The sequence below is a fragment of the Pseudomonas sp. DW-iso3 genome, from assembly GCF_058725305.1.
Window position 1 is genome coordinate 42464 of sequence record NZ_JBZXDZ010000009.1, and the last position, 21975, is coordinate 64438.

18 protein-coding genes and 2 tRNA genes are annotated in these 21975 nt (G+C 57.7%); 1 reads left to right on the forward strand and 19 read right to left on the reverse strand.

The genetic code is table 11. The features are described 5' to 3' along the window. The 12 genes from rbfA to rlmE all read right to left on the reverse strand — a co-directional run bounded on the left by rbfA (position 1) and on the right by rlmE (position 11703). Positions 1-396 carry a 30S ribosome-binding factor RbfA gene (rbfA, locus tag AC4PS7_RS24340; protein ID WP_010206596.1) on the reverse strand — a complete coding sequence of 132 codons (396 nt, stop codon included), beginning with the start codon at positions 394-396 and terminating at the stop codon, positions 1-3. A 159-nt stretch (positions 397-555) separates the two neighbouring features. After that, positions 556-3081, reverse strand: a complete 2526-nt coding sequence (infB, locus tag AC4PS7_RS24345) for a translation initiation factor IF-2 (RefSeq protein WP_010206598.1) — start codon at positions 3079-3081, stop codon at positions 556-558. A gap of 27 nt (positions 3082-3108) precedes the next feature. Further along, positions 3109-4590, reverse strand: coding sequence for a transcription termination factor NusA (nusA, locus tag AC4PS7_RS24350; RefSeq protein WP_010206599.1), 1482 nt, complete (start codon positions 4588-4590; stop codon positions 3109-3111). Positions 4591-4637: 47 nt separating this feature from the next. Further along, positions 4638-5096 carry a ribosome maturation factor RimP gene (rimP, locus tag AC4PS7_RS24355; RefSeq protein ID WP_003235029.1) on the reverse strand — a complete coding sequence of 153 codons (459 nt, stop codon included), beginning with the start codon at positions 5094-5096 and terminating at the stop codon, positions 4638-4640. A gap of 140 nt (positions 5097-5236) precedes the next feature. Continuing rightward, positions 5237-5313 (reverse strand) — tRNA-Met (locus AC4PS7_RS24360). A gap of 96 nt (positions 5314-5409) precedes the next feature. Further along, positions 5410-5495, reverse strand: a tRNA-Leu gene (locus tag AC4PS7_RS24365). Between the two features lie 22 nt (positions 5496-5517). Beyond that, the gene (gene secG / locus AC4PS7_RS24370; RefSeq protein ID WP_010206600.1) at positions 5518-5901 is read right to left on the reverse strand and encodes a preprotein translocase subunit SecG; all 384 of its coding nucleotides are present in this window, start codon (positions 5899-5901) and stop codon (positions 5518-5520) included. 4 nt (positions 5902-5905) lie between these two features. Next, the gene (gene tpiA / locus AC4PS7_RS24375; RefSeq protein WP_305375329.1) at positions 5906-6661 is read right to left on the reverse strand and encodes a triose-phosphate isomerase; all 756 of its coding nucleotides are present in this window, start codon (positions 6659-6661) and stop codon (positions 5906-5908) included. Between the two features lie 66 nt (positions 6662-6727). Further along, a complete protein-coding gene (glmM, locus tag AC4PS7_RS24380; protein ID WP_010206601.1) occupies positions 6728-8065 on the reverse strand; it encodes a phosphoglucosamine mutase in 1338 nt (445 codons plus the stop codon). Between the two features lie 16 nt (positions 8066-8081). Then, the gene (gene folP, locus AC4PS7_RS24385) at positions 8082-8933 is read right to left on the reverse strand and encodes a dihydropteroate synthase (protein ID WP_010206604.1); all 852 of its coding nucleotides are present in this window, start codon (positions 8931-8933) and stop codon (positions 8082-8084) included. Between the two features lie 8 nt (positions 8934-8941). After that, positions 8942-10852 carry an ATP-dependent zinc metalloprotease FtsH gene (gene ftsH, locus AC4PS7_RS24390; RefSeq protein WP_010206605.1) on the reverse strand — a complete coding sequence of 637 codons (1911 nt, stop codon included), beginning with the start codon at positions 10850-10852 and terminating at the stop codon, positions 8942-8944. A gap of 200 nt (positions 10853-11052) precedes the next feature. Continuing rightward, a complete protein-coding gene (gene rlmE, locus AC4PS7_RS24395) occupies positions 11053-11703 on the reverse strand; it encodes a 23S rRNA (uridine(2552)-2'-O)-methyltransferase RlmE (protein WP_010206606.1) in 651 nt (216 codons plus the stop codon). Positions 11704-11809: 106 nt separating this feature from the next. On the opposite strand from rlmE, the gene AC4PS7_RS24400 reads away from it, so the two are divergent. Beyond that, entirely contained in the window at positions 11810-12118 is a 309-nt protein-coding gene (locus tag AC4PS7_RS24400) for a YhbY family RNA-binding protein (protein ID WP_010206607.1), read from the forward strand. 9 nt (positions 12119-12127) lie between these two features. Here the strand turns inward: AC4PS7_RS24400 and AC4PS7_RS24405 are convergent, their stop codons facing one another. The 7 genes from AC4PS7_RS24405 to dnaK form a co-directional block, all read right to left on the reverse strand. Then, complete coding sequence (locus AC4PS7_RS24405) at positions 12128-12532, reverse strand: hypothetical protein (protein WP_031291218.1); 405 nt, start codon at positions 12530-12532, stop codon at positions 12128-12130. Positions 12533-12560: 28 nt separating this feature from the next. Next, positions 12561-13037 (reverse strand): transcription elongation factor GreA, encoded by a 477-nt coding sequence (gene greA, locus AC4PS7_RS24410; protein WP_010206609.1) that lies wholly within the window; start codon positions 13035-13037, stop codon positions 12561-12563. Continuing rightward, positions 13034-16255 (reverse strand): carbamoyl-phosphate synthase large subunit, encoded by a 3222-nt coding sequence (gene carB / locus AC4PS7_RS24415; protein ID WP_010206612.1) that lies wholly within the window; start codon positions 16253-16255, stop codon positions 13034-13036. Before carB ends, greA begins: the two co-directional genes overlap by 4 nt. Before the next feature lie 105 nt (positions 16256-16360). Next, on the reverse strand, positions 16361-17497 hold the full coding sequence (gene carA / locus AC4PS7_RS24420) for a glutamine-hydrolyzing carbamoyl-phosphate synthase small subunit (protein WP_010206613.1): 1137 nt from the start codon (positions 17495-17497) through the stop codon (positions 16361-16363). 259 nt (positions 17498-17756) lie between these two features. After that, on the reverse strand, positions 17757-18563 hold the full coding sequence (gene dapB / locus AC4PS7_RS24425; protein ID WP_010206614.1) for a 4-hydroxy-tetrahydrodipicolinate reductase: 807 nt from the start codon (positions 18561-18563) through the stop codon (positions 17757-17759). A 10-nt stretch (positions 18564-18573) separates the two neighbouring features. Then, the gene (gene dnaJ, locus AC4PS7_RS24430) at positions 18574-19698 is read right to left on the reverse strand and encodes a molecular chaperone DnaJ (RefSeq protein ID WP_010206615.1); all 1125 of its coding nucleotides are present in this window, start codon (positions 19696-19698) and stop codon (positions 18574-18576) included. Positions 19699-20015: 317 nt separating this feature from the next. After that, positions 20016-21938 (reverse strand): molecular chaperone DnaK, encoded by a 1923-nt coding sequence (gene dnaK / locus AC4PS7_RS24435; protein WP_010206617.1) that lies wholly within the window; start codon positions 21936-21938, stop codon positions 20016-20018. Positions 21939-21975 lie beyond the last annotated feature (37 nt).

Here is a 21975-nt window from a genome sequence, read left to right on the forward strand (position 1 = left end):
TTACTCCTTGGCGTCTTCAGGTGTGGACGGGTGCTGGCTGTCTTCGGCCACGGCGCGCTCGATCAATGCCGACAGATGCGCACCCCGCACGACGCTTTCGTCGTAATGGAAGTGCAACTGCGGAACACTGCGCAGCTTCATTTCACGGGCCAACTGCATGCGCAGGAAACCTGAAGCGGAGTTGAGCACCTTGATGCTTTGTGCGATTTCTTCGCTGCTGTCCTGCCCCATCACGGTGATGAAGATCTTGGCGTGACCCACATCACGGCTCACTTCTACGGCGGTGATGGTGACCAGGCCAACGCGCGGGTCTTTGACTTCGCGACGGATCAGTTGGGCCAGCTCGCGCTGCATCTGATCGCCGATTCGCTGGGTACGGCTGTATTCTTTTGCCATGTCTTGTTACCTGTTACTGCCACACGGTGAAACCCGTGGGGTCTGAAAGCGGCAAACGCCCGGCCTGACAAAAGCCAGACCGGGCGTTGCGTTTAGAGTCCGTACGCTGCGCGAGGCATTTGCATGCCCACACGCGGCGTGGCTCCGGAAGTGCGCGAGTTAGAGGCTGCGAGCAACCTGAACCTTCTCGAAGACTTCGATCTTGTCGCCAACCTTGACGTCGTTGTAGCTCTTGACGCCGATACCGCATTCCATGCCGGCACGTACTTCGGAAGCGTCATCCTTGAAGCGGCGCAGGGATTCCAGCTCGCCTTCGAAAATAACGATGTCTTCACGCAGTACACGGATTGGACGGTTACGGTGCACAACACCTTCAACCACCATGCAACCGGCGATCGCGCCGAACTTCGGCGAGCGGAACACGTCACGGACTTCGGCAATACCCAGGATGTTCTCCCGGACGTCGCTGCCAAGCATGCCGGTGAGGGCTTTCTTGACGTCTTCGATGATGTCGTAGATGACGTTGTAGTAACGCATGTCCAGGCCTTCCTGCTCGACGATCTTGCGAGCGCCAGCATCGGCACGCACATTGAAGCCGAACAGTACAGCGTTGGAAGCCAGTGCCAGGTTGGCGTCGGATTCGGTGATACCACCCACACCGCCACCGACAACGCGCACTTGCACTTCGTCGTTACCCAGGCCGTTCAAGGCGCCGTTCAACGCTTCGAGGGAACCACGTACGTCAGATTTGAGGACGATGTTAAGCGTCTTCTTCTCTTCCTGGCCCATGTTCTCGAAGATGTTTTCCAGCTTGCCGGCGTGAGCACGGGCCAGTTTGACTTCGCGGAACTTGCCTTGACGGAACAGAGCCACTTCACGGGCTTTCTTCTCGTCGGCCACTACGCTCATCTCGTCGCCAGCGTCCGGGGTACCGTCCAGGCCGAGGATCTCGACCGGAATAGCTGGACCTGCTTCCTTGATTGGCTTGCCGTTCTCGTCGAGCATGGCACGTACACGGCCGTAGTTCGAACCGACCAGCACCATGTCGCCTTGGCGCAGGGTACCGTCTTGAACCAGCACGGTCGCAACCGGGCCACGGCCCTTGTCGAGACGGGACTCAACCACAACGCCACGGCCAGGAGCCGATGGAGTAGCGGTCAGTTCCAGAACCTCGGCTTGCAACAGAACGGCTTCTAGCAGTTCGTCAACGCCAGTACCCATCTTCGCGGAGACCGGTACGAATGGAGTGTCCCCCCCCCACTCTTCGGAAGTCACGCCGTGAACCGACAGTTCGCTACGGATGCGATCAAGATCGGCACCCGGCTTGTCGATTTTGTTCACCGCAACAACCAGCGGAACGCCAGCTGCCTTGGCATGCTGAACGGCTTCGATGGTTTGTGGCATCACGCCGTCATCGGCTGCAACCACCAGGATCACGATATCGGTTGCCTTGGCACCACGGGCACGCATCGCGGTAAACGCGGCGTGACCAGGGGTGTCGAGGAACGTCACCATGCCACGGTCAGTTTCAACGTGGTACGCACCGATGTGCTGGGTGATACCGCCGGCTTCGCCCGCAGCTACCTTGGCACGACGGATGTAGTCGAGCAGGGAAGTCTTACCGTGGTCAACGTGGCCCATTACGGTCACAACCGGTGCACGGGAAACGGCTTCACCTTCAAACTTCAGGGACTCGGCCAGGGAATCTTCCAGGGCGGTGTCGCTGACCAGGGTCACTTTGTGGCCCAGCTCTTCAGCAACCAACTGGGCAGTTTCCTGATCCAGTACCTGGTTGATGGTGGCTGGCGTACCCAGCTTGAACATGAACTTGATGATTTCAGCTGCCTTGACCGACATCTGTTGGGCGAGATCGCCAACAGTGATGGTCTCGCCGATCTTCACTTCACGCACGACAGGGCCGGTTGGGCTCTGGAAACCGTGGGCGTTGCGTTTTTTCAGCTTGGCCTTGCCGCGACCACCACGACGGAAGCCATCGCTTTCTTCGTCGGTAGTACGTGGAGCAACGCGTGGAGCAGGCGCTTTCTCTTTGACCGAGGCACGATGTGGAGCGTTTTTACGCTCGCCATCGCCGCCACCACCACGACGATTGTTATCGTCGGCACGTGGTTTGTCCGGACGACGAGGTTCGTCGCGCTTGCGAGCGTCTGCTGCAGGAGCAGGTGCGGCGGCAACCGGAGCGGCCTCACGCACAGCTTCAACAGGCGCAGCAGGTGCGGCGACCGCTTCAGTACCAGCAGGTTGCGCAGCAGCAGGCTGGCGACGCGCTTCTTCTTCGGCGCGACGCTTGGCTTCTTCTTCAGCCTTCTGACGAGCAGCATTTTCTACTGCGCGACGTTCTTCCAGTTCGCGTTTGCGCTCGGCTTCGATTTCTTCCGGGCTGCGCTGTACGAAGACTTTCTTCTTGCGTACTTCAACGCTGATGCTCTTGCTACCAGCAACACGCAGGGTGCTGGTGGTTTTGCGCTGCAATGTAATCTTGCGCGGTTCTTCCACTTTCGCCTTGTGGCTGCTCTTCAAGTGAGTCAGCAAAGACTGCTTCTCACTGTCGCTCACACCTTCGTCGGCGGCGGTGTGCGGCAGACCTGCCTCACGCATCTGCTGCAACAGGCGCTCTACCGGTGTTTTGACCTCATCGGCCAGTTGTTTCACCGTGACTTGCGTCATGCACTTCTCTCCTCAGGCCGCGCCTAGTTACTCGAACCAATGGGCTCGGGCGGCCATGATCAACTTGCCGGCACGATCATCGTCAATGCCGTCGATGTCGAGCAGATCGTCAATAGACTGCTCGGCCAGGTCTTCGCGGGTAATTACGCCGCGCACCGCCAGTTCCATCGCCAAATCCTTGTCCATACCCTCAAGCGAGAGCAGGTCTTCGGCCGGATGGGCGTCTGCCAGCTTTTCCTCAGTAGCGATGGCTTTAGTCAACAAACGATCCTTGGCCCGAGCGCGAAGCTCGTTGACGGTGTCTTCGTCAAAGCCGTCGATGTTGAGCATTTCTTCCAACGGTACGTAGGCAATCTCTTCCAGGCTGGTGAAGCCTTCATCTACCAGCACCTGCGCCAGGTCTTCATCGACTTCCAGCTCTTCGATAAAGTTGCGCAGGATGTCACCGGTTTCAGCTTGCTGCTTAGCCTGGATGTCCGATTCGGTCATCACGTTCAGGGTCCAACCGGTCAGTTGGCTGGCCAGACGCACGTTCTGACCACCACGACCAATGGCCTGAGCCAGATTGTCTGCGCCAACGGCGATGTCCATTGCATGGGCATCCTCGTCAACGATAATTGCCGCCACTTCAGCCGGCGACATGGCGTTGATCACGAACTGCGCCGGGTTATCGTCCCACAGGACGATGTCCACACGCTCACCGCCCAACTCGCCCGACACTGCCTGGACGCGCGAACCGCGCATACCAATGCAAGCACCTTGCGGGTCGATGCGTTTGTCCTTGGAACGGACCGCGATCTTGGCGCGCGAACCCGGGTCGCGGGACGCAGCCATGACTTCGATCAGGCCTTCGGCGATTTCCGGCACTTCGATACGGAACAGCTCGATCAGCATTTCCGGCGCGGTACGCGACAGGATCAACTGAGGGCCGCGGTTCTCGGTGCGGATTTCCTTGAGCAGCGCACGCAGGCGCACGCCGACACGGAAGGTTTCGCGAGAAATGATGTCTTCGCGGGCCAGCAACGCTTCGGCGTTGTTGCCCAGGTCGACGATCACGTTGTCGCGGGTGACTTTTTTCACGGTGCCGGAGATGATTTCACCCAGGCGCTCGCGATAAGCGTCAACGACTTGAGCGCGCTCGGCTTCGCGAACCTTCTGCACAATGACCTGCTTGGCGGTCTGTGCAGCAATACGGCCGAATTCGATCGATTCGATCTTTTCTTCGACGACATCACCGACCTTGGCGCCAGGATGCGTTTGCGCAACCTTGCTTGGCCAGGTTTCGATCGCCGGATCATCAAGATCGGCTTCTTCGACGACCGTCCAGCGACGGAAAGTCTCATAGGCACCGGTGTGGCGGTTGATTTCCACACGCAGATCAACTTCGTCTTCAAAACGCTTTTTGGTAGCAGTGGCCAGGGCCAGCTCCAACGCTTCAAAAATCACGTTTGCCGGTACGCCCTTTTCATTGGATACCGACTCAACAACCAGCAGTACTTCTTTGCTCATCGTACGCCTCGCCTTTCGCAAGCCATTGGATCCGCGGGATCCGCGTCTCAGTCAAAACTGGGAATAATGTTGGCCTTGTCGATCATATCGATCGGCAACAGGAATTCATGGTCTTCTACCTGCACCACGACATCCTGTTCTTCTACACCGCGCAGAAGGCCCTGAAAGTTGCGTCGCCCTTCAAAGGGAGACCGCAGCTTGATCTTCACTTGTTCACCGGCAAATTTTGCAAACTGATCAATAGTGAACAGTGGGCGTTCCATGCCTGGCGAGGAAACTTCGAGGGTGTATTCAACGGAGATTGGATCTTCAACATCCAGGACACCGCTGATCTGACGGCTGACAATGGCACAATCGTCCACCAGCACGCCGCCCTCTTTATCGATATAAACGCGCAACATTGAGTGGCGACCTTGAGCCGAAAACTCAATACCCCAGCATTCATAGCCTAGGGCCACGACCACCGGGGCCAACAAGGCCTGCAACTCTTCTAGCTTGCTCGACACCTGAACCCCCTCGTGCATGTATGTGCATGCTGTGCAAAATAAAAAAATGGGCGAAACGCCCATCCTTGAAACGCCGTCGAACAGCGGCGTTGAAAGTGTCCAGCTAACAAAAAGCCCCTTAAAAGGGGCTCCGCTAAAACTGGTTGCGGGGGCCGGATTTGAACCGACGACCTTCGGGTTATGAGCCCGACGAGCTACCAGACTGCTCCACCCCGCGACAAAGCTGGGGCGGAAGTATACGACCGATCCCTTACAGGGTCAATGTAACCTTCCACCTACAAGAAAGCCCGCAACAGCGGGCTCTCCTGATAATTGGTACCGAGAAGGGGACTCGAACCCCTACACCCTATGGGCACAACCACCTCAAGGTTGCGTGTCTACCAATTCCACCACCTCGGCAATACAGCGTTTACAACCCTTCTTACTTCTGCTCTTGAGCTGGAGGTACGTCAGTCGCTGGAGTAGCCGACTTTTGCTCTTGAAGCACCGGGACATCATCAGAAGCCGGTTTTGCTTTTGGTACTTCCAACACTGCTGGGTTTGGGAGACCTACTTGAGTCAGCACATGAGCTTTCTCTTTAGCAAAGTAACCTAACCCCAAGCTGGTTATGAAGAAACCGGCGGCAAGTATAGCAGTAAACTTACTAAGAAAGGTAGAGGAACCTTGGCTTCCGAACACAGTATTTGAAGCACCTGCACCGAAAGACGCACCAGCATCCGCACCTTTACCCTGTTGCAACAAAACCAGGGCAACTACGCCCAGGGCAGCCAACAGATGAAAAACGACTACGACTGTTTCCAGCATTTTCTCAGTTTCCCGCGGCGCGACAGATCGCACCGAACTCATCTGCATTCAGGGAAGCTCCACCAATGAGCCCCCCATCGATATCCGGCATGCCGAACAGTTCGACCGCATTGGCCGCCTTCACGCTGCCGCCGTATAGAAGACGCACACCTTGTGCGACTTCAGAATTCTCTGCCGCCAACTGCGCGCGGATGGCTGCGTGCACATCCTGCGCCTGTTGCGGTGTAGCAGTCAGCCCGGTGCCAATGGCCCAGACCGGCTCGTAAGCAATCACTGCCTTTGCAAACGCACCAACACCCAGCTCCTCGATGATGCTGCCCAGCTGACGCGAGACAACTTCAAGAGTCTTGCCCGATTCGCGCTGCTCCAGGGTCTCCCCTATGCACAACACCGGAATCAAGCCACAAGCCTGTGCCGCTGCGAACTTGCGATTGAGTGTCCTATCACGCTCGCCCATCATCTGACGGCGCTCGGAGTGCCCGACAAGCACATAGGAACAACCCGCATCGACCAACTGACTCGGTGAAATCTCACCCGTCAACGCACCTTGCATCGGCTCCACCGCAGAGTTCTGCGCGCCGACCTGGATCGACTTGCCTTTCAAGCCATCAACCACTTGGTTGATATGCAAGCAAGGTGGGAACACCGCGACATCAACACCGCTCGGCAAGGCCAAGTGACGAAGGCCATTGATCAGCTCAGCGACACTGGCGCGGGTACCGTGCATCTTCCAGTTACCAGCTACCATAGTGCGACGCATGCTGTACCTCGTCGGTCAAAGTGGGCGCAGATGTTACCCAACCACATCACCACTGGCAAGCCGAATTCAGGCGCAAACTTCAGTTACCAGTTTTGCCAGGTCTTCAGCGTGTGCGCGAACCTGTGTTTCATCGTCACCTTCGACCATGACACGCACCAGAGGCTCTGTGCCGGACTTGCGCAACAACACGCGGCCACGCCCAGCCATAGCAAGGGTCACGCGCTCGCACGCCTCTTTGACAGCAGGGTGCTCGATCGGGTTTTCGCCGCCGGAGAAGCGCACGTTGAGCAGAACTTGAGGACACTTACGCAACGCCTGACGCGATTGGGCCAAGCTTTCCCCGCGAGCCCGCAGAGCCATCAATACCTGCAGCGCTGCAATGATCGCATCACCGGTAGTCGTGTGCTGGAAGCAAACCACATGCCCGGAGTTCTCACCACCAATCAGCCAGTTGCGCTCCAGCAGCTCAGCGATGACGTAACGGTCACCTACATTTGCGCGAACAAAAGGAATGCCCAGATCCGAAAGGGCCAGCTCCAACCCTAGGTTGCTCATCAAAGTCCCGACAACACCACCTTGCAGCCTGTCACGCTCATGCAAGTCACGAGCGATGATGAACAGCAGCTCATCACCATCAACGATTGCGCCGGTATGATCGACCATAAGCACCCGATCGCCATCGCCATCGAAAGCAATACCCAGATCAGCATGCTCAGCCAAGACAGCGGCCTGCAATTGCTCCATATGGGTTGAGCCGCAGTTTTCGTTGATGTTCAAGCCATCAGGTTGAGCCGACAAAACAGTTACCTGCGCACCCAGCTCCTTGAACACGCTTGGCGCCACCTTATAGGTCGCCCCATGAGCGCAGTCGACAACAAGCTTCAGGCCGGCAAAACTGGTGCTGCTTGGCACACTGCTTTTGCAGAACTCGATATATCGCCCTGAGGCGTCATTGATACGCGACACCTTGCCCAGCTTGCTGGACTCAACCACCGTCATCGGTGCATCCAGCAACTCTTCGATCATCAACTCGATCTCGTCCGGCAGCTTGGTGCCCTGGCCCGAGAAAAATTTGATGCCGTTGTCATCATGCGGGTTGTGCGAGGCACTGATCACAATACCGGCCTCAGCGTGGAAGGTACGCGTCAGGTAAGCGATCGCCGGCGTCGGCATTGGGCCCAGCAACAGGACATCAGCACCTGCAGCGGATAGACCCGCCTCGAGCGCAGACTCAAACATGTAGCCCGAGATGCGAGTGTCCTTACCCACCAGGATGCGGCACGCGCCCATGCTGCGGAACGCCATACCAGCCGCCCAACCCAGCTTAAGCATGAAATCAGGAGTGATCGGAAATTCGCCGACCCGACCACGGATGCCGTCGGTACCAAAGTATTTTTTAGTCATAAGTGCTCCATCATTCTTATTCGGCTGATTCTACCGCGGCAATCATACGCACTACATCCACCGTCTCGGCAACATCATGCACACGTAATATTCGCGCGCCCTTGGTCACTGCAAGCGCCGCCAGCGCAAGACCACCGTACAAGCGCTCCCCCACCGGTCGATTCAGAGCCAGGCCAATCATGCTCTTGCGTGAAACGCCGACCAACAGAGGGCGACCCAAGGCATGCAGGGATTCCATATGCTTGAACAGGCTTAGATTATGCTGCAGGGTCTTGGCGAAGCCGAAACCGGGATCAAGGATGATCTTTTCTGCGGCAATTCCCGCGACAGCGCATTGAGCGACTCGCTCAGCAAGAAAACCACTCACTTCACCAACAAGATCGTCGTAGTGAGGGCTGTCCTGCATATTGCCGGGCTCTCCCAGCATATGCATCAAGCACACCGGCAACCCGGTTGCCGCAGCAGCATCAAGGGCCCCGTCACGCTGAAGGGAGCGCACATCGTTGATCAACCCCGCCCCAAGGCGCGCAGTTTCGCGCATCACGGCCGGCGTCGACGTATCAACCGAGATGATCACATCCAGTTCACGCGCAATACGCTCGACAATCGGCGCGACCCTCTCCAACTCTTCCAAGGGAGATACCACGCGAGCGCCAGGCCGGGTCGATTCGCCACCGACATCAATCAGAGTCGCCCCTGCCGCAACCATTGCTTCAGCATGACGCAATGCAGCATCGAGCTGGCTGAAGCGGCCGCCATCGGAAAAGGAGTCGGGAGTTACATTAAGAATGCCCATGACATGCGTATGGGCCAAATCAAGAACCCGATTGCCGCAAGGCAACCGGGTGGAGGACAACACAGAAGTCATTTCAAACCTTAGACGTCAGCTGCGGGGCCGCCGATCGGAGTTTCAGGGCGTTCATTCTGAACCACTGGCGGCGTGCCAGAGGTGCCTGAACCGCCTTCCCAATCGCGAGGCTCACGAGGTACGCGACCGGCCATGATGTCGTCAATCTGGTCGGCATCAATGGTCTCGTACTTCATCAGCGCATCCGCCATGGCATCCAGCTTGTCGCGGTTATCCGTGAGGATCTGCTTGGCGGTGCCGTAGCACTGGTCAATGATGCTGCGCACTTCGGAGTCGATCAGCTTGGCCGTCTCACCGGAGAAGCTAGCGTTTTGACCACCACCGCCGCGCCCCAGGAATACCTCACCTTCTTCTTCGGCATACATCAACGGGCCGAGTTTCTCCGACAAGCCCCACTTGGTCACCATGTTCCGTGCAATCTGGCTGGCACGCATGATGTCGTTGGAAGCACCGGTAGTGACACCGTCGAAGCCCAAGGTCATTTCTTCAGCAATCCGACCGCCGTACAACGAGCAGATCTGACTGATCAGGGCACGCTTGGAGAGGCTGTAACGGTCCTCTTCCGGCAGGAACATCGTGACGCCCAGCGCCCGACCACGAGGAATGATCGACACCTTGTAGACCGGGTCGTGCTCGGGCACAACGCGACCGACAATGGCATGACCGGCTTCGTGATAAGCGGTGTTCTGCTTCTCTTTCTCGGACATGACCATGGATTTGCGCTCGGCGCCCATCATGATCTTGTCTTTCGCCAATTCGAACTCTTTCATTTCAACGATGCGCTTGCCGGTACGGGCCGCAAACAGCGAAGCCTCGTTGACCAGGTTGGCCAGGTCGGCACCGGAGAATCCAGGCGTACCACGCGCAATCACGGCCGGAGCCACATCGTCGCCCATTGGTACTTTGCGCATGTGTACTTTCAGGATCTGTTCGCGGCCACGGATATCCGGCAAGCCAACTACAACCTGACGGTCGAAACGACCCGGACGCAGCAACGCAGGGTCCAGTACATCCGGACGGTTGGTTGCAGCGATAACGATGATGCCATCGTTCATTTCAAAGCCGTCCATCTCAACCAGCAACTGGTTAAGAGTCTGCTCACGCTCGTCATGACCGCCGCCCATACCGGCACCACGATGGCGACCAACGGCGTCGATTTCATCGATAAAGATGATGCAGGGCGCGTGTTTCTTGGCCTGCTCGAACATATCGCGAACACGGCTGGCACCGACACCGACGAACATCTCAACGAAGTCAGAACCGGAAATGGTGAAGAAAGGCACCTTGGCTTCACCGGCAATCGCCTTGGCCAGCAAGGTTTTACCGGTACCCGGAGGACCGACCATCAGTACGCCGCGAGGAATGCGACCGCCCAGGCGCTGGAACTTGCCCGGATCACGCAGGAACTCGACCAGCTCGCCCACTTCTTCCTTCGCTTCGTCGCAACCGGCGACGTCAGCCAGGGTCGTTTTCACCTGATCTTCGGAAAGCAGGCGCGCCTTGCTCTTGCCGAAGCTCATCGGCCCACCCTTGCCTCCCGCACCGCCTTGCATCTGGCGCATGAAGAACATGAACACGGCGATGATCACCAGGATCGGGAAGCTGGCTACCAGCAACTGGGTCCAGATGCTCTGCTGCTCAGGCTGCTTGCCTTCGACAACCACGTGGTTATCGACCAGGTCGCCGATAAGACCGTTGTCCTGGATGGCCGGACGAATGGTCTTGAAGCTATCGCCATCATTGCGTTTGCCGGTGATCACATAGCCATCAACCGCTACGCGCTCGACCTTGCCATCCTTAACTTGCTGGATGAAGTCGGAATAGTTGAGGGTCTGCGGCTCGTTAGGGCTGGAGAAGTTGTTCATCACCGTCACCAGGACAGCCGCGATGATCAACCACAGGATCAGATTCTTTGCCATATCGTTCAATTAACTACCCTCTGAAGCAAGCTCCGCTACTGGCGCGCGCTTCGCATGATATTCACCGGCCTAACTTACTACATTACCTACAACTCTGGCAGGCGCCGTCTGTAACCCTTTGTGAAACTTTGACTACACAATATTCGTAAAGCTTCGTGACGAAAGCGACATAAAAAAACCTATCGACTCCCTTCAAACCTTCAAAGACGCTCATCACTGGCGGCGCCTTCAATGCCGCGGAACCCCCGCGCCAACAAATACTGCTCGCGAGACCGGTCCCGAGAAGAGTCCGGTTTGCGCATCTGCACCTTGTCGAACAGCTTGCGAATGTTCTTGTGGTACTCGTCGAAGCCTTCACCCTGGAAGACCTTGACCAGGAAATCACCCCCCGGACGCAATACCCGACCCGCCAGATCCAGTGCCAACTCGCACAGGAACATGGCTCGCGGCATATCAACAGCCGGTAATCCACTCATATTGGGGGCCATGTCAGAAATCACAAGGTCCACTTGCGAATTTCCTACAGCTTCCAGGATCTCGGCCAGGACAGCGTCCTGGGTAAAGTCGCCGTGCACGAAGGTCACGTCCGGGATGCTGTCCATCTCCAGGATATCGGAAGCAATCAAGCGGCCTTGCCCACCAATCAGACGACTGGCCACTTGGGACCAGCCACCCGGGGCGGCGCCCAGGTCGATAACGCTCATGCCGGGGCGGAACAATTTGTCCTTGTCCTGGAGCTCCAGCAGCTTATAGCTGGCCCGGGAACGGTAGCCGTCCTTTTGCGCCTTTTTGACGTAAGGATCGTTGAAATGTTCTTGTAGCCACTTAAGGCTGGTTTTGGAACGGGCCACGGGCCACCTCGAAAAATAAAACGGGTCGTGATTAACTGGGCGGTCCCGGACTCGCTCGGGTAAACTGGCCGCCGCTTTTTACAAGATCAGACGCAGGGGTCAGATTATGCCGCTCACTCAAGAGCAGAAGAAACAGTACAAATCCATTGGCCACCATCTGAAACCAGTTCTGATTGTGGCAGATAACGGTTTGACTGAAGGTGTGTTAGCCGAATTCGAACGTGCGCTGAACGATCATGAACTGATCAAGATCAAGGTCAACATCCTTGACCGCGAAGCGCGCCTGGCTGCCATTGCGGAACTGTGCAAGGTAGGCAAAGCTGACCTGGTCCAGGTCATCGGCAAGATGGCGCTGCTGTATCGCAAGAACTTCAGCGTCAACAAGCAACTGTCGAACGTACACCGCTTCAAGTAATAAAAAGGGTCACGGGCGTGCTTCGCGCGCCCCGCCACTCCATCCGGGTGCAGGCTGTAAAACCAGGACCAGGCCGGAAAACCCTAGCACAAGATAGCTGAATAGCTGCCAGCGCAACGCTTCCGGCAGCCAGACATGCACAATGCAATACATTGCACACGCATACAGCGCCATCAACAGCAGTTGCCCGCGAATATCCCGCCACAAACTCCCCAAGCCCTCGGTCTTGACCAGCACCAATACCTGGAGCGTCACGCACGCCGCCGCAAAACCCACCAGCAACGCACTGAGCAATCCATCGATCTCATCGATCAGCAACGGCGCCAGGCCAATCAAGCCCAGCGCAGGCAATACGCCGATGTGCAACAACCACAGGCCACCCACCCAAAGCATCTGAGAGAGCTGCCAAAGCATGGCGCCCGCACGAAGCGGGCGCCGCCTTTCAGACGTGACGAACTTCAACAATCTCGTACTCGGTCACGCCGCCAGGCGTTTTAACAGACACCACATCGCCCTCTTCCTTGGCAATCAAGGCGCGGGCGAGCGGAGAACCGACAGAGATTTTGCCGAGTTTGAAGTCAGCTTCATCTTCGCCAACGATGTGGTAGACCACGCTTTCGTCAGTCTCAACATTAGCGATTTCCACGGTAGTGCCGAAAATCACCTTGCCGGTCTTTGGAATGGTCGTCACGTCGATGACCACCGAGTTCTGCAGGCGGCCTTCGATATCACGGATCCGCGCCTCGACCATACCTTGCTGCTCACGAGCAGCGTGGTATTCAGCGTTTTCCTTCAAGTCACCCAGCTCACGGGCCGTACCGATGTCCTGGCTCAGCTTTGGACGTACGACCTTGGTCAGATGGGCGTGCTCCTCTTCCAGGGCCTTGAAGCCCTGGACAGTCATTGGGTATTTGGTCATGCCTTCAATCCTGCGTGTAGATCCTGCAAGCGACGCACGGTCTTTTCCGGACCGAATTTGAGCGCTTCGCAGATGGCTTCGCCAGCAGCAATGGTAGTGGTGCAGTAAATCTTGTGCTGCAAGGCGTTACGACGAATGGAGTAGGAATCCGCGATCGACTGGCGACCTTCGGTGGTGTTGATGATCAGGGTGACTTCGTCATTCTTGATCATGTCGACCACGTGTGGACGGCCTTCCGTCACCTTGTTCACGCGACGCACTTTCAGGCCGGCAGCTTCGATCAGCTTGGCGGTCCCGGCAGTGGCCACGACTTCGAAGCCCAAGTTGATCAGATCACGGGCCACGCCTGCAACCAGCGGTTTGTCATCATCACGCACGCTGATGAACGCAGTACCGCCGGTCGGCAACACTTCGCTGGCGCCCATCTGGGCCTTGGCGAAGGCTTCACCGAAGGTATCGCCAACGCCCATCACTTCACCGGTGGACTTCATCTCTGGGCCCAGGATCGGGTCCACGCCAGGGAATTTGGCGAATGGGAACACCGCCTCTTTCACGCTGTAGAAGTTAGGAATGATTTCCTTGGTGAAGCCGATTTCCTTCAGGGTCTTACCGGCCATCACGCGAGCAGCGATCATGGCCAGGGACACACCGATGCACTTGGAAACAAATGGCACGGTGCGCGAAGCGCGCGGGTTGACTTCAATGACGTAGATGTCTTCGCCTTGCAGCGCCAACTGTACGTTCATCAGGCCGACCACGCCCAGCTCCAGGGCCATTTTCTTGACCTGTTCGCGCATCTCGTCCTGGATGTGCGCCGGCAGCGAGTACGGCGGCAGGGAGCATGCGGAGTCACCCGAGTGAACACCCGCCTGCTCGATGTGCTGCATGATCGCGCCGATCACCACGTCGGTGCCGTCGCAAACAGCGTCCACGTCCATCTCGATTGCGCAGTTGAGGAAGTGGTCAAGCAGCACCGGGCTGTCATTGGACACTTTCACCGCATCGCGCAGGTAACGCTTGAGTTCTTCTTCTTCGTAGACGATTTCCATCGCACGGCCGCCCAGTACGTAGGACGGACGCACCACCAGTGGATAGCCAATCTTGCTGGCGGCACGGATGGCCTCGTCTTCGCTGCGCACGGTGGCGTTTGGCGGCTGACGCAGGTTCAGGCGCTCTACCATTTGCTGGAAACGCTCGCGGTCTTCGGCACGGTCGATGGCGTCAGGGCTGGTACCGATGATCGGCACGCCAGCGGCTTCCAGGGCGCGCGCCAGTTTCAGCGGAGTTTGACCGCCGTACTGCACGATCACGCCTTTGGGCTTCTCGACGCGCACGATTTCCAGCACGTCTTCCAGGGTCACTGGTTCGAAGTACAGGCGATCGGAGGTGTCGTAGTCGGTGGAAACGGTTTCCGGGTTGCAGTTGACCATGATGGTCTCATAGCCATCTTCGCGCAGAGCGAGGGCGGCGTGGACGCAGCAGTAGTCGAACTCGATACCCTGGCCGATACGGTTTGGACCGCCACCCAGGATCATGATCTTGTCGCGACCCGACGGCGCGGCTTCGCACTCTTCCTCATAGGTGGAGTACAGGTAGGCGGTGTCGGTGGAGAACTCGGCCGCGCAGGTGTCAACGCGCTTGTAGACCGGGAAGATTTCCAGCTTGTGGCGATGCGTACGCAGGTTCTTCTCGGTCACACCCAGCAGCTTGGCCAGACGCTGATCGGAGAAGCCCTTGCGCTTGAGGCGGAACATCATGTCGCGGTCGATGCTGGCAAGCCCCAGGGTCTTGACCTTCTCTTCTTCCTTGATCAGGTCTTCGATCTGTACCAGGAACCACGGGTCGATCATGTTCATGCCGAAGATGTCTTCGACGGTCATGCCGGCGCGGAAGGCGTCAGCCACGTACCAGATACGCTCGGCGCCCGGCACGGTCAGCTCGCGCTTGAGCACGCTCATGCTTTCCGGGTTGCTCAGGTCGAGCTTCTCGTCCAGACCGCAAACGCCCACTTCCAGGCCGCGCAGGGCTTTCTGCAGAGACTCTTGGAAGGTACGGCCGATGGCCATCACTTCACCCACCGACTTCATCTGGGTGGTCAGGCGTGCGTCAGCCTTGGCGAATTTCTCGAAGGCAAAACGTGGCAGCTTGGTCACGACGTAGTCGATGGACGGCTCGAAGGACGCCGGGGTCTTGCCGCCGGTGATGTCGTTCGACAATTCGTCCAGGGTGTAACCCACTGCCAGCTTGGCCGCGACCTTGGCGATCGGGAAGCCGGTGGCTTTCGAAGCCAGGGCCGACGAACGGGAAACGCGTGGGTTCATTTCGATCACGACCATGCGGCCGGTGTTCGGGCAGATGCCGAACTGAACGTTGGAACCGCCGGTTTCCACGCCAATCTCGCGCAGTACCGCCAGGGAGGCGTTACGCAGGATCTGGTATTCCTTGTCGGTCAGGGTCTGTGCAGGAGCAACAGTGATCGAGTCACCGGTGTGCACACCCATCGGGTCAAAGTTTTCGATGGAGCAGACGATGATGCAGTTGTCCTTCTTATCGCGGACAACCTCCATCTCATATTCTTTCCAGCCGATCAGGGATTCGTCGATCAGCAGCTCTTTGGTCGGCGACAGGTCCAGGCCACGGGCGCAGATTTCTTCGAACTCTTCACGGTTGTAAGCGATACCGCCACCGGTGCCGCCCATGGTGAAGGACGGACGGATGATGCACGGGAAGCCCAGGGTCTCAAGGACCGCGTTGGCTTCTTCCATGCTGTGGGCGATACCGGAACGCGGGCAGGCCAGGCCGATGGACTTCATGGCCTTGTCGAAACGCGAACGGTCTTCAGCCTTGTCGATGGTGTCGGCATTGGCGCCGATCATTTCTACGCCGAATTTTTCCAGGACGCCTTCGCGCTCCAGGTCCAGGGCGCAGTTCAGTGCAGTCTGGCCGCCCATGGTTGGCAGCAGCGCATCTGGACGCTCTTTCTCGATGATCTTGGCAACAGTCTGCCACTTGATCGGTTCGATGTAGGTGGCGTCGGCCATGGCCGGGTCGGTCATGATGGTGGCCGGGTTGGAGTTCACCAGAATGACGCGGTAGCCCTCTTCGCGCAGGGCTTTACAGGCCTGGGCGCCGGAGTAGTCGAATTCGCAGGCCTGGCCGATCACGATCGGGCCAGCGCCGAGAATCAGGATGCTTTTTATGTCTGTACGTTTTGGCATGGGTTTGTCACTCAAATCCGCAGGTCAGTCGGCAAGCCGTCTTGAACAATCTTTGATGAGCCTGCGGGGGCCACCGGTGTCCGGGGCCGCCCGCAGGCCGCTCAGTCAGCGTCGCTTGGCCATCTCATTGATGAAACGGTCGAACAGCGGCGCTACGTCGTTCGGGCCCGGGCTCGCTTCAGGGTGGCCCTGGAAGCTGAACGCGCTCTTGTCGGTGCGCTCGATGCCCTGCAGGGAACCGTCGAACAGCGACTTGTGAATGGCGCGCACGTTGCTCGGCAGGGTTGCTTCATCTACCGCAAAACCGTGGTTCTGGCTGGTGATCATCACAACGCCAGTGTCCAGGTCTTGAACCGGGTGGTTGGCACCGTGGTGGCCGTGACCCATTTTCAGGGTCTTGGCGCCGGAGGCCAGGGCCAGCAGCTGGTGACCAAGGCAGATACCGAAGACCGGAATCTCGGTTTCCAGTACGTCCTTGATCGCCTGGATGGCGTAGTCGCATGGCTCAGGGTCACCTGGGCCGTTGGACAGGAATACACCGTCCGGTTGCAGGGCGAGCACGTCGCTGGCCGGGGTTTGCGCCGGCACCACGGTCACGCGGCAGCCTCGCTCGACCAGCATGCGCAGGATGTTGTATTTAACGCCGTAGTCGTAGGCGACTACGTGGTAGGGCAGGTCAGCGGCGTCGATGGTTGCATGGCTGTCGGTCTTCAAGTCCCAGACAGTGGAGCGCCACTCGTACTTCTCTTTAACGCTGACGACTTTCGCCAGGTCCATGCCTTTCAGGCCTGGGAAACCTTGCGCCGCGGCAATCGCCGCCTCTTCGGAGATATTGTCACCGACCATGATGCAGCCATTCTGCGAGCCTTTTTCACGCAGGATGCGCGTGAGGCGGCGCGTATCGATACCGGCGATCGCCACAACGTTGTTGGCTTTCAGGTAATCGGACAGCGACATCGTGTTACGCCAGTTGCTCGCAACCAGTGGCAGGTCACGAATCACCAGACCGGCCGACCAGACACGATCAGACTCGACATCTTCCGGTGTAGTACCGGTGTTGCCGATGTGCGGATAGGTCAGGGTAACGATCTGTTGGGCGTAGGAAGGATCGGTAAGGATTTCCTGATAGCCGGTCATGGCAGTGTTAAACACTACCTCTCCAACGGTCTGACCGTCGGCTCCAATGGCTTCGCCGCGAAAAATGCTGCCATCAGCAAGGGCGAGTATGGCTGGCTTAGTCAAGAAGACCTCCCGTAAATAAAGCCTGAAAGGGCGATCGCAGGTTGTAAAAAAGCGGAGTGACGTATGGACACGTCACCCCGCTTCTTCACTGAATTATTCTGCGCGCTTTTAGTGGACACACTAAAGCTGTAGCTTACAGAAAAAGGCTTTTTTGGTCCACCGCTAATGAGCCTTAAAGGCAGGGGAATGCGACAGGACGTCGCTTAGCGGGTAAAAACGGGGCCTAAGCATAAGCTTGAGGCCCTGTTTTAGCTACTGATTAGTGCAGATCCAGCACATCGCGCATGTCGTACAGACCCGGCTCGCGCCCCTCCAACCAGAGCGCAGCACGTACCGCTCCCTTGGCAAAGGTCATGCGGCTGGAGGCCTTATGCGTGATTTCCAGACGCTCACCTTCAGTGGCGAACAATACGGTGTGATCACCCACCACGTCACCGCCGCGCACGGTCGCAAAACCAATGGTGTCGCGTGCACGCGCGCCGGTGTGGCCTTCGCGACCGTACACCGCGACTTTCGACAGGTCGCGACCCAGTGCATCGGCAATCGCTTCACCCATGCGCAGCGCGGTGCCCGAAGGCGCGTCGATCTTGTGGCGATGGTGAGTCTCGATGATTTCGATATCCGCTTCATCACCCAGCACGCGCGCCGCCAGGTCCAACAGCTTGAGCGACAGATTCACACCGACGCTGAAGTTGGCGGCGAAGACGATAGGAATATCCTTGCCCGCCTCCTCCAACAATTGCTTCTGCTGAGCAGTCAAACCCGTGGTACCGATCACCATTGCCTTGCCCGCCTTACGGCAGAACGCCAGGTTTTTCAGCATCACGTCCGGCAGGGTGAAATCGATCAACACATCGAACTCATCCGCTACCTGCTCCAGGCTGCCGGACAACGACACACCGATTCGCCCCAACGAGGCCAACTCGCCCGCGTCCGCACCAATCAACGTGCTGCCCGGACGAACGATCGCCGCAGTCAGGCCGGAAGCCGGCGAGCGCTGCTGCACCGCTTCGACCAGCGTCTTGCCCATGCGCCCGGCAGCGCCCATTACGGCTATACGTCGCATACTCAATTCCTTACAGGTCGCCGAAGAAGCGCTTCACGCCATCGAAAAAGCCTGCAGTTTTCGGCGAGTGAGAGTCATCACCCTCCATCGAGCTGCGGAATTCTTCAAGCAGTTCGCGCTGACGGCGATTCAGGTTGACCGGCGTCTCTACCGCCACACGACACATCAAGTCCCCAGCACCGCCACCGCGCACCGGCGCAACGCCTTTGCCACGGATACGGAACTGCTTGCCGGTCTGAGTGCCTTCAGGAATCTTGAGCTTGACCCGACCATCAAGGGTAGGAATTTCGAGCTCGCCGCCCAAGGCTGCATCGACAAAGCTGATCGGCACTTCACAGAACAGGTGCTTGCCGTCGCGCTGGAAGATCGAGTGCTCGCGCACGTTGATCACTACGTACAGGTCGCCCGTCGGACCACCCTGAGTACCAGCCTCGCCCTCACCCGACAGGCGAATACGGTCTCCGGTGTCCACGCCCGCCGGCACTTTCACCGCCAGGGTTTTGTACTCTTCGACACGACCTTCGCCGTGGCAGGAATCGCACGGATCGGAAATGATCTTGCCCTGGCCATGGCAGCGCGGGCAGGTCTGCTGCACAGAGAAGAAGCCCTGCTGCATGCGAACTTGACCAATACCGCCACACGTTGGGCAGGTGATCGGCGAAGAGCCTTTCTTGGCACCCGAACCATCGCACGGCTTGCAGTTGACCAGCGTCGGCACACGGATGTTGACGCTGGTGCCGCGCACGGCTTCTTCCAGGTTCAATTCCAGGGTGTAGCGCAAATCACTACCACGCTGGGCGCCACCACGCTGACCACCTCGACCACCGCCGAAGAAGTCGCTGAATACGTCGCCGAAAATATCGGAGAAGTTCTGACCGCCAAACCCGGCACCGCCGCCACCCATGCTTGGGTCGACACCGGCATGGCCATACTGGTCGTAGGCCGCACGCTTATTGGGATCACACAGGCATTCGTAGGCCTCATTGGCCTCTTTGAACATCTCTTCGGATTCTTTGTTATCCGGATTACGGTCCGGGTGATGCTTCATCGCCAGGCGACGGTAGGCCTTCTTCAGGTCCGCCTCGCTGGAGCCGCGCTCCACACCCAATACTTCGTAATAGTCACGCTTTGCCATAAGTCTTTGCACTCTTAAGGACGTTCAGCCAGACCCTCCTGAGCCCGACTAAACTCGTTGAGCCCCAATACAGGCCCGGACCCAACTCACGTCAATTCAACGATCCTGGTCATAACTGCTTTCAGCCAGGGACCCGGCCAAAAACGCGGTGAATGCCATTCGGAAAGCAGGAGCATTCCCGATCACACCGCCAGCATCCGAACGCTGTCGCATACTGTAAAAATTCGCATACCCCAGACACGCCAACGCGGGAGCAAGCTCCCGCGCGGCGACATCCTACCAGTCACCGCTTGATAGCGGTCAACCGGGCGACCAAGTTACTTCTTCTGGTCTTCTTTGACTTCTTCGAACTCGGCATCGACAACGTCGTCGTGCTTGGCTTCAGGCTCTGCCTGTTGCGCAGCACCGTCAGCTGGCTGACCTTGTTCGGCGTACATTTTCTGAGCAACCGGCGCAGAGACTTTCGACAGCTCTTCGATCTTGGCTTCGATAGCAGCCTTGTCGTCGCCTTTGACGGCGGCTTCCAGGGCAACCACAGCAGCTTCGATTGCAGTCTTCTCTTCAGCAGTCACTTTATCGCCAGCATCAGCGACCATTTTGCGCGTCGAGTGAACCAGTGCATCACCCTGGTTACGGGCGCCAGCCAGTTCAGCAAACTTGGCATCCGCATCAGCGTTGGCTTCAGCATCACGAATCATCTGTTGAATTTCTTCATCAGACAGACCGGAGTTGGCCTTGATCGTGATCTTCTGCTCTTTGCCGGTAGCCTTGTCTTTCGCGCCGACGTGCAGGATGCCGTTGGCGTCGATGTCGAAGGTCACTTCGATTTGTGGCACGCCACGTGGTGCTGGTGGAATCTCGGACAGGTCGAACTTGCCCAGGGACTTGTTCTGAGCAGCCTGCTTACGCTCACCTTGCAGCACGTGAATGGTCACAGCGCCCTGGTTGTCATCGGCAGTCGAGAACACTTGGGATTTCTTGGTAGGAATCGTGGTGTTTTTCTCGATCAGCGCAGTCATCACGCCGCCCATGGTTTCGATACCCAGGGTCAGCGGGCTGACGTCCAGCAGCAGCACGTCTTTCACGTCGCCGGCCAATACCGCGCCCTGGATGGCAGCACCCATGGCAACCGCTTCGTCCGGGTTCACGTCTTTACGGGCTTCTTTACCGAAGAACTCGGTGACCTTCTGCTGAACCAGTGGCATACGGGTCTGACCGCCCACCAGGATCACGTCGTTGATGGAACCAACGTCGATACCGGCGTCTTTCAGCGCGATGCGGCAAGGTTCGATGGTGCGCTGAACCAGGTCTTCAACCAGCGCTTCCAACTTGGCGCGAGAAATCTTCACGTTCAAGTGCTTAGGACCAGTGGCGTCTGCAGTGATGTACGGCAGGTTCACGTCGGTCGACATGCTCGAGGACAGCTCGATCTTGGCTTTTTCGGCAGCTTCTTTCAGGCGCTGCATGGCCAGCGGGTCGCCCTTAAGGTTCATGCCGCTTTCTTTCTTGAATTCGTCAACGAGGTAGTCGATCAGACGAATATCAAAGTCTTCACCGCCGAGGAAGGTGTCACCGTTGGTGGCCAACACTTCGAACTGGTGCTCGCCGTCAACTTCAGCGATCTCGATGACGGAGACGTCGAAAGTACCACCGCCCAAGTCATAAACGATCACGGTGTGGTCGCCTTTGGCCTTGTCCATACCGTAAGCCAGAGCGGCTGCGGTTGGTTCGTTGATGATACGTTTTACGTCCAGACCCGCGATGCGGCCGGCGTCTTTGGTCGCCTGACGCTGACTGTCGTTGAAGTAGGCCGGAACAGTGATCACCGCTTCGGTCACGGTTTCACCCAGGTAGTCTTCGGCAGTCTTCTTCATCTTTTTCAAGACTTCAGCCGAGATCTGCGGGGCAGACATCTTGTTGCCATTTACTTCAACCCAGGCGTCACCGTTGTCAGCTTTGGCGATTTTGTAAGGCACCATCTTGATGTCTTTCTGTACGACTTCTTCGTCGAACTTACGACCGATCAGACGCTTTACCGCGTACAGGGTGTTGTGCGGGTTGGTGACAGCCTGGCGCTTGGCCGACTGACCTACCAGGATCTCGCCATCATTTGCGTATGCAATGATCGACGGCGTGGTACGCGCACCTTCGGCGTTTTCGATGACTTTGGCTTTGCCGTTTTCCATGACGGAGACACAGGAGTTGGTGGTCCCCAGGTCGATACCGATAATTTTGCCCATTATTTACTCTCCCGAAACTTGAATTTGGTTGCCGCAG

Coding starts and splice junctions, on each gene's coding strand:
- dnaK (WP_010206617.1), bottom strand. CDS start 21,938: ATGGGCAAAATTATCGGTATCGACCTGGGGACCACCAACTCCTGTGTC.
- infB (WP_010206598.1), bottom strand. CDS start 3,081: ATGACGCAAGTCACGGTGAAACAACTGGCCGATGAGGTCAAAACACCG.
- folP (WP_010206604.1), bottom strand. CDS start 8,933: ATGACTTCTGTGTTGTCCTCCACCCGGTTGCCTTGCGGCAATCGGGTT.
- ftsH (WP_010206605.1), bottom strand. CDS start 10,852: ATGGCAAAGAATCTGATCCTGTGGTTGATCATCGCGGCTGTCCTGGTG.
- carB (WP_010206612.1), bottom strand. CDS start 16,255: ATGCCAAAACGTACAGACATAAAAAGCATCCTGATTCTCGGCGCTGGC.
- secG (WP_010206600.1), bottom strand. CDS start 5,901: ATGCTGGAAACAGTCGTAGTCGTTTTTCATCTGTTGGCTGCCCTGGGC.
- AC4PS7_RS24400 (WP_010206607.1), top strand. CDS start 11,810: ATGCCGCTCACTCAAGAGCAGAAGAAACAGTACAAATCCATTGGCCAC.
- dnaJ (WP_010206615.1), bottom strand. CDS start 19,698: ATGGCAAAGCGTGACTATTACGAAGTATTGGGTGTGGAGCGCGGCTCC.
- rbfA (WP_010206596.1), bottom strand. CDS start 396: ATGGCAAAAGAATACAGCCGTACCCAGCGAATCGGCGATCAGATGCAG.
- AC4PS7_RS24405 (WP_031291218.1), bottom strand. CDS start 12,532: ATGCTTTGGCAGCTCTCTCAGATGCTTTGGGTGGGTGGCCTGTGGTTG.
- dapB (WP_010206614.1), bottom strand. CDS start 18,563: ATGCGACGTATAGCCGTAATGGGCGCTGCCGGGCGCATGGGCAAGACG.
- tpiA (WP_305375329.1), bottom strand. CDS start 6,661: ATGCGTCGCACTATGGTAGCTGGTAACTGGAAGATGCACGGTACCCGC.
- nusA (WP_010206599.1), bottom strand. CDS start 4,590: ATGAGCAAAGAAGTACTGCTGGTTGTTGAGTCGGTATCCAATGAAAAG.
- greA (WP_010206609.1), bottom strand. CDS start 13,037: ATGACCAAATACCCAATGACTGTCCAGGGCTTCAAGGCCCTGGAAGAG.
- glmM (WP_010206601.1), bottom strand. CDS start 8,065: ATGACTAAAAAATACTTTGGTACCGACGGCATCCGTGGTCGGGTCGGC.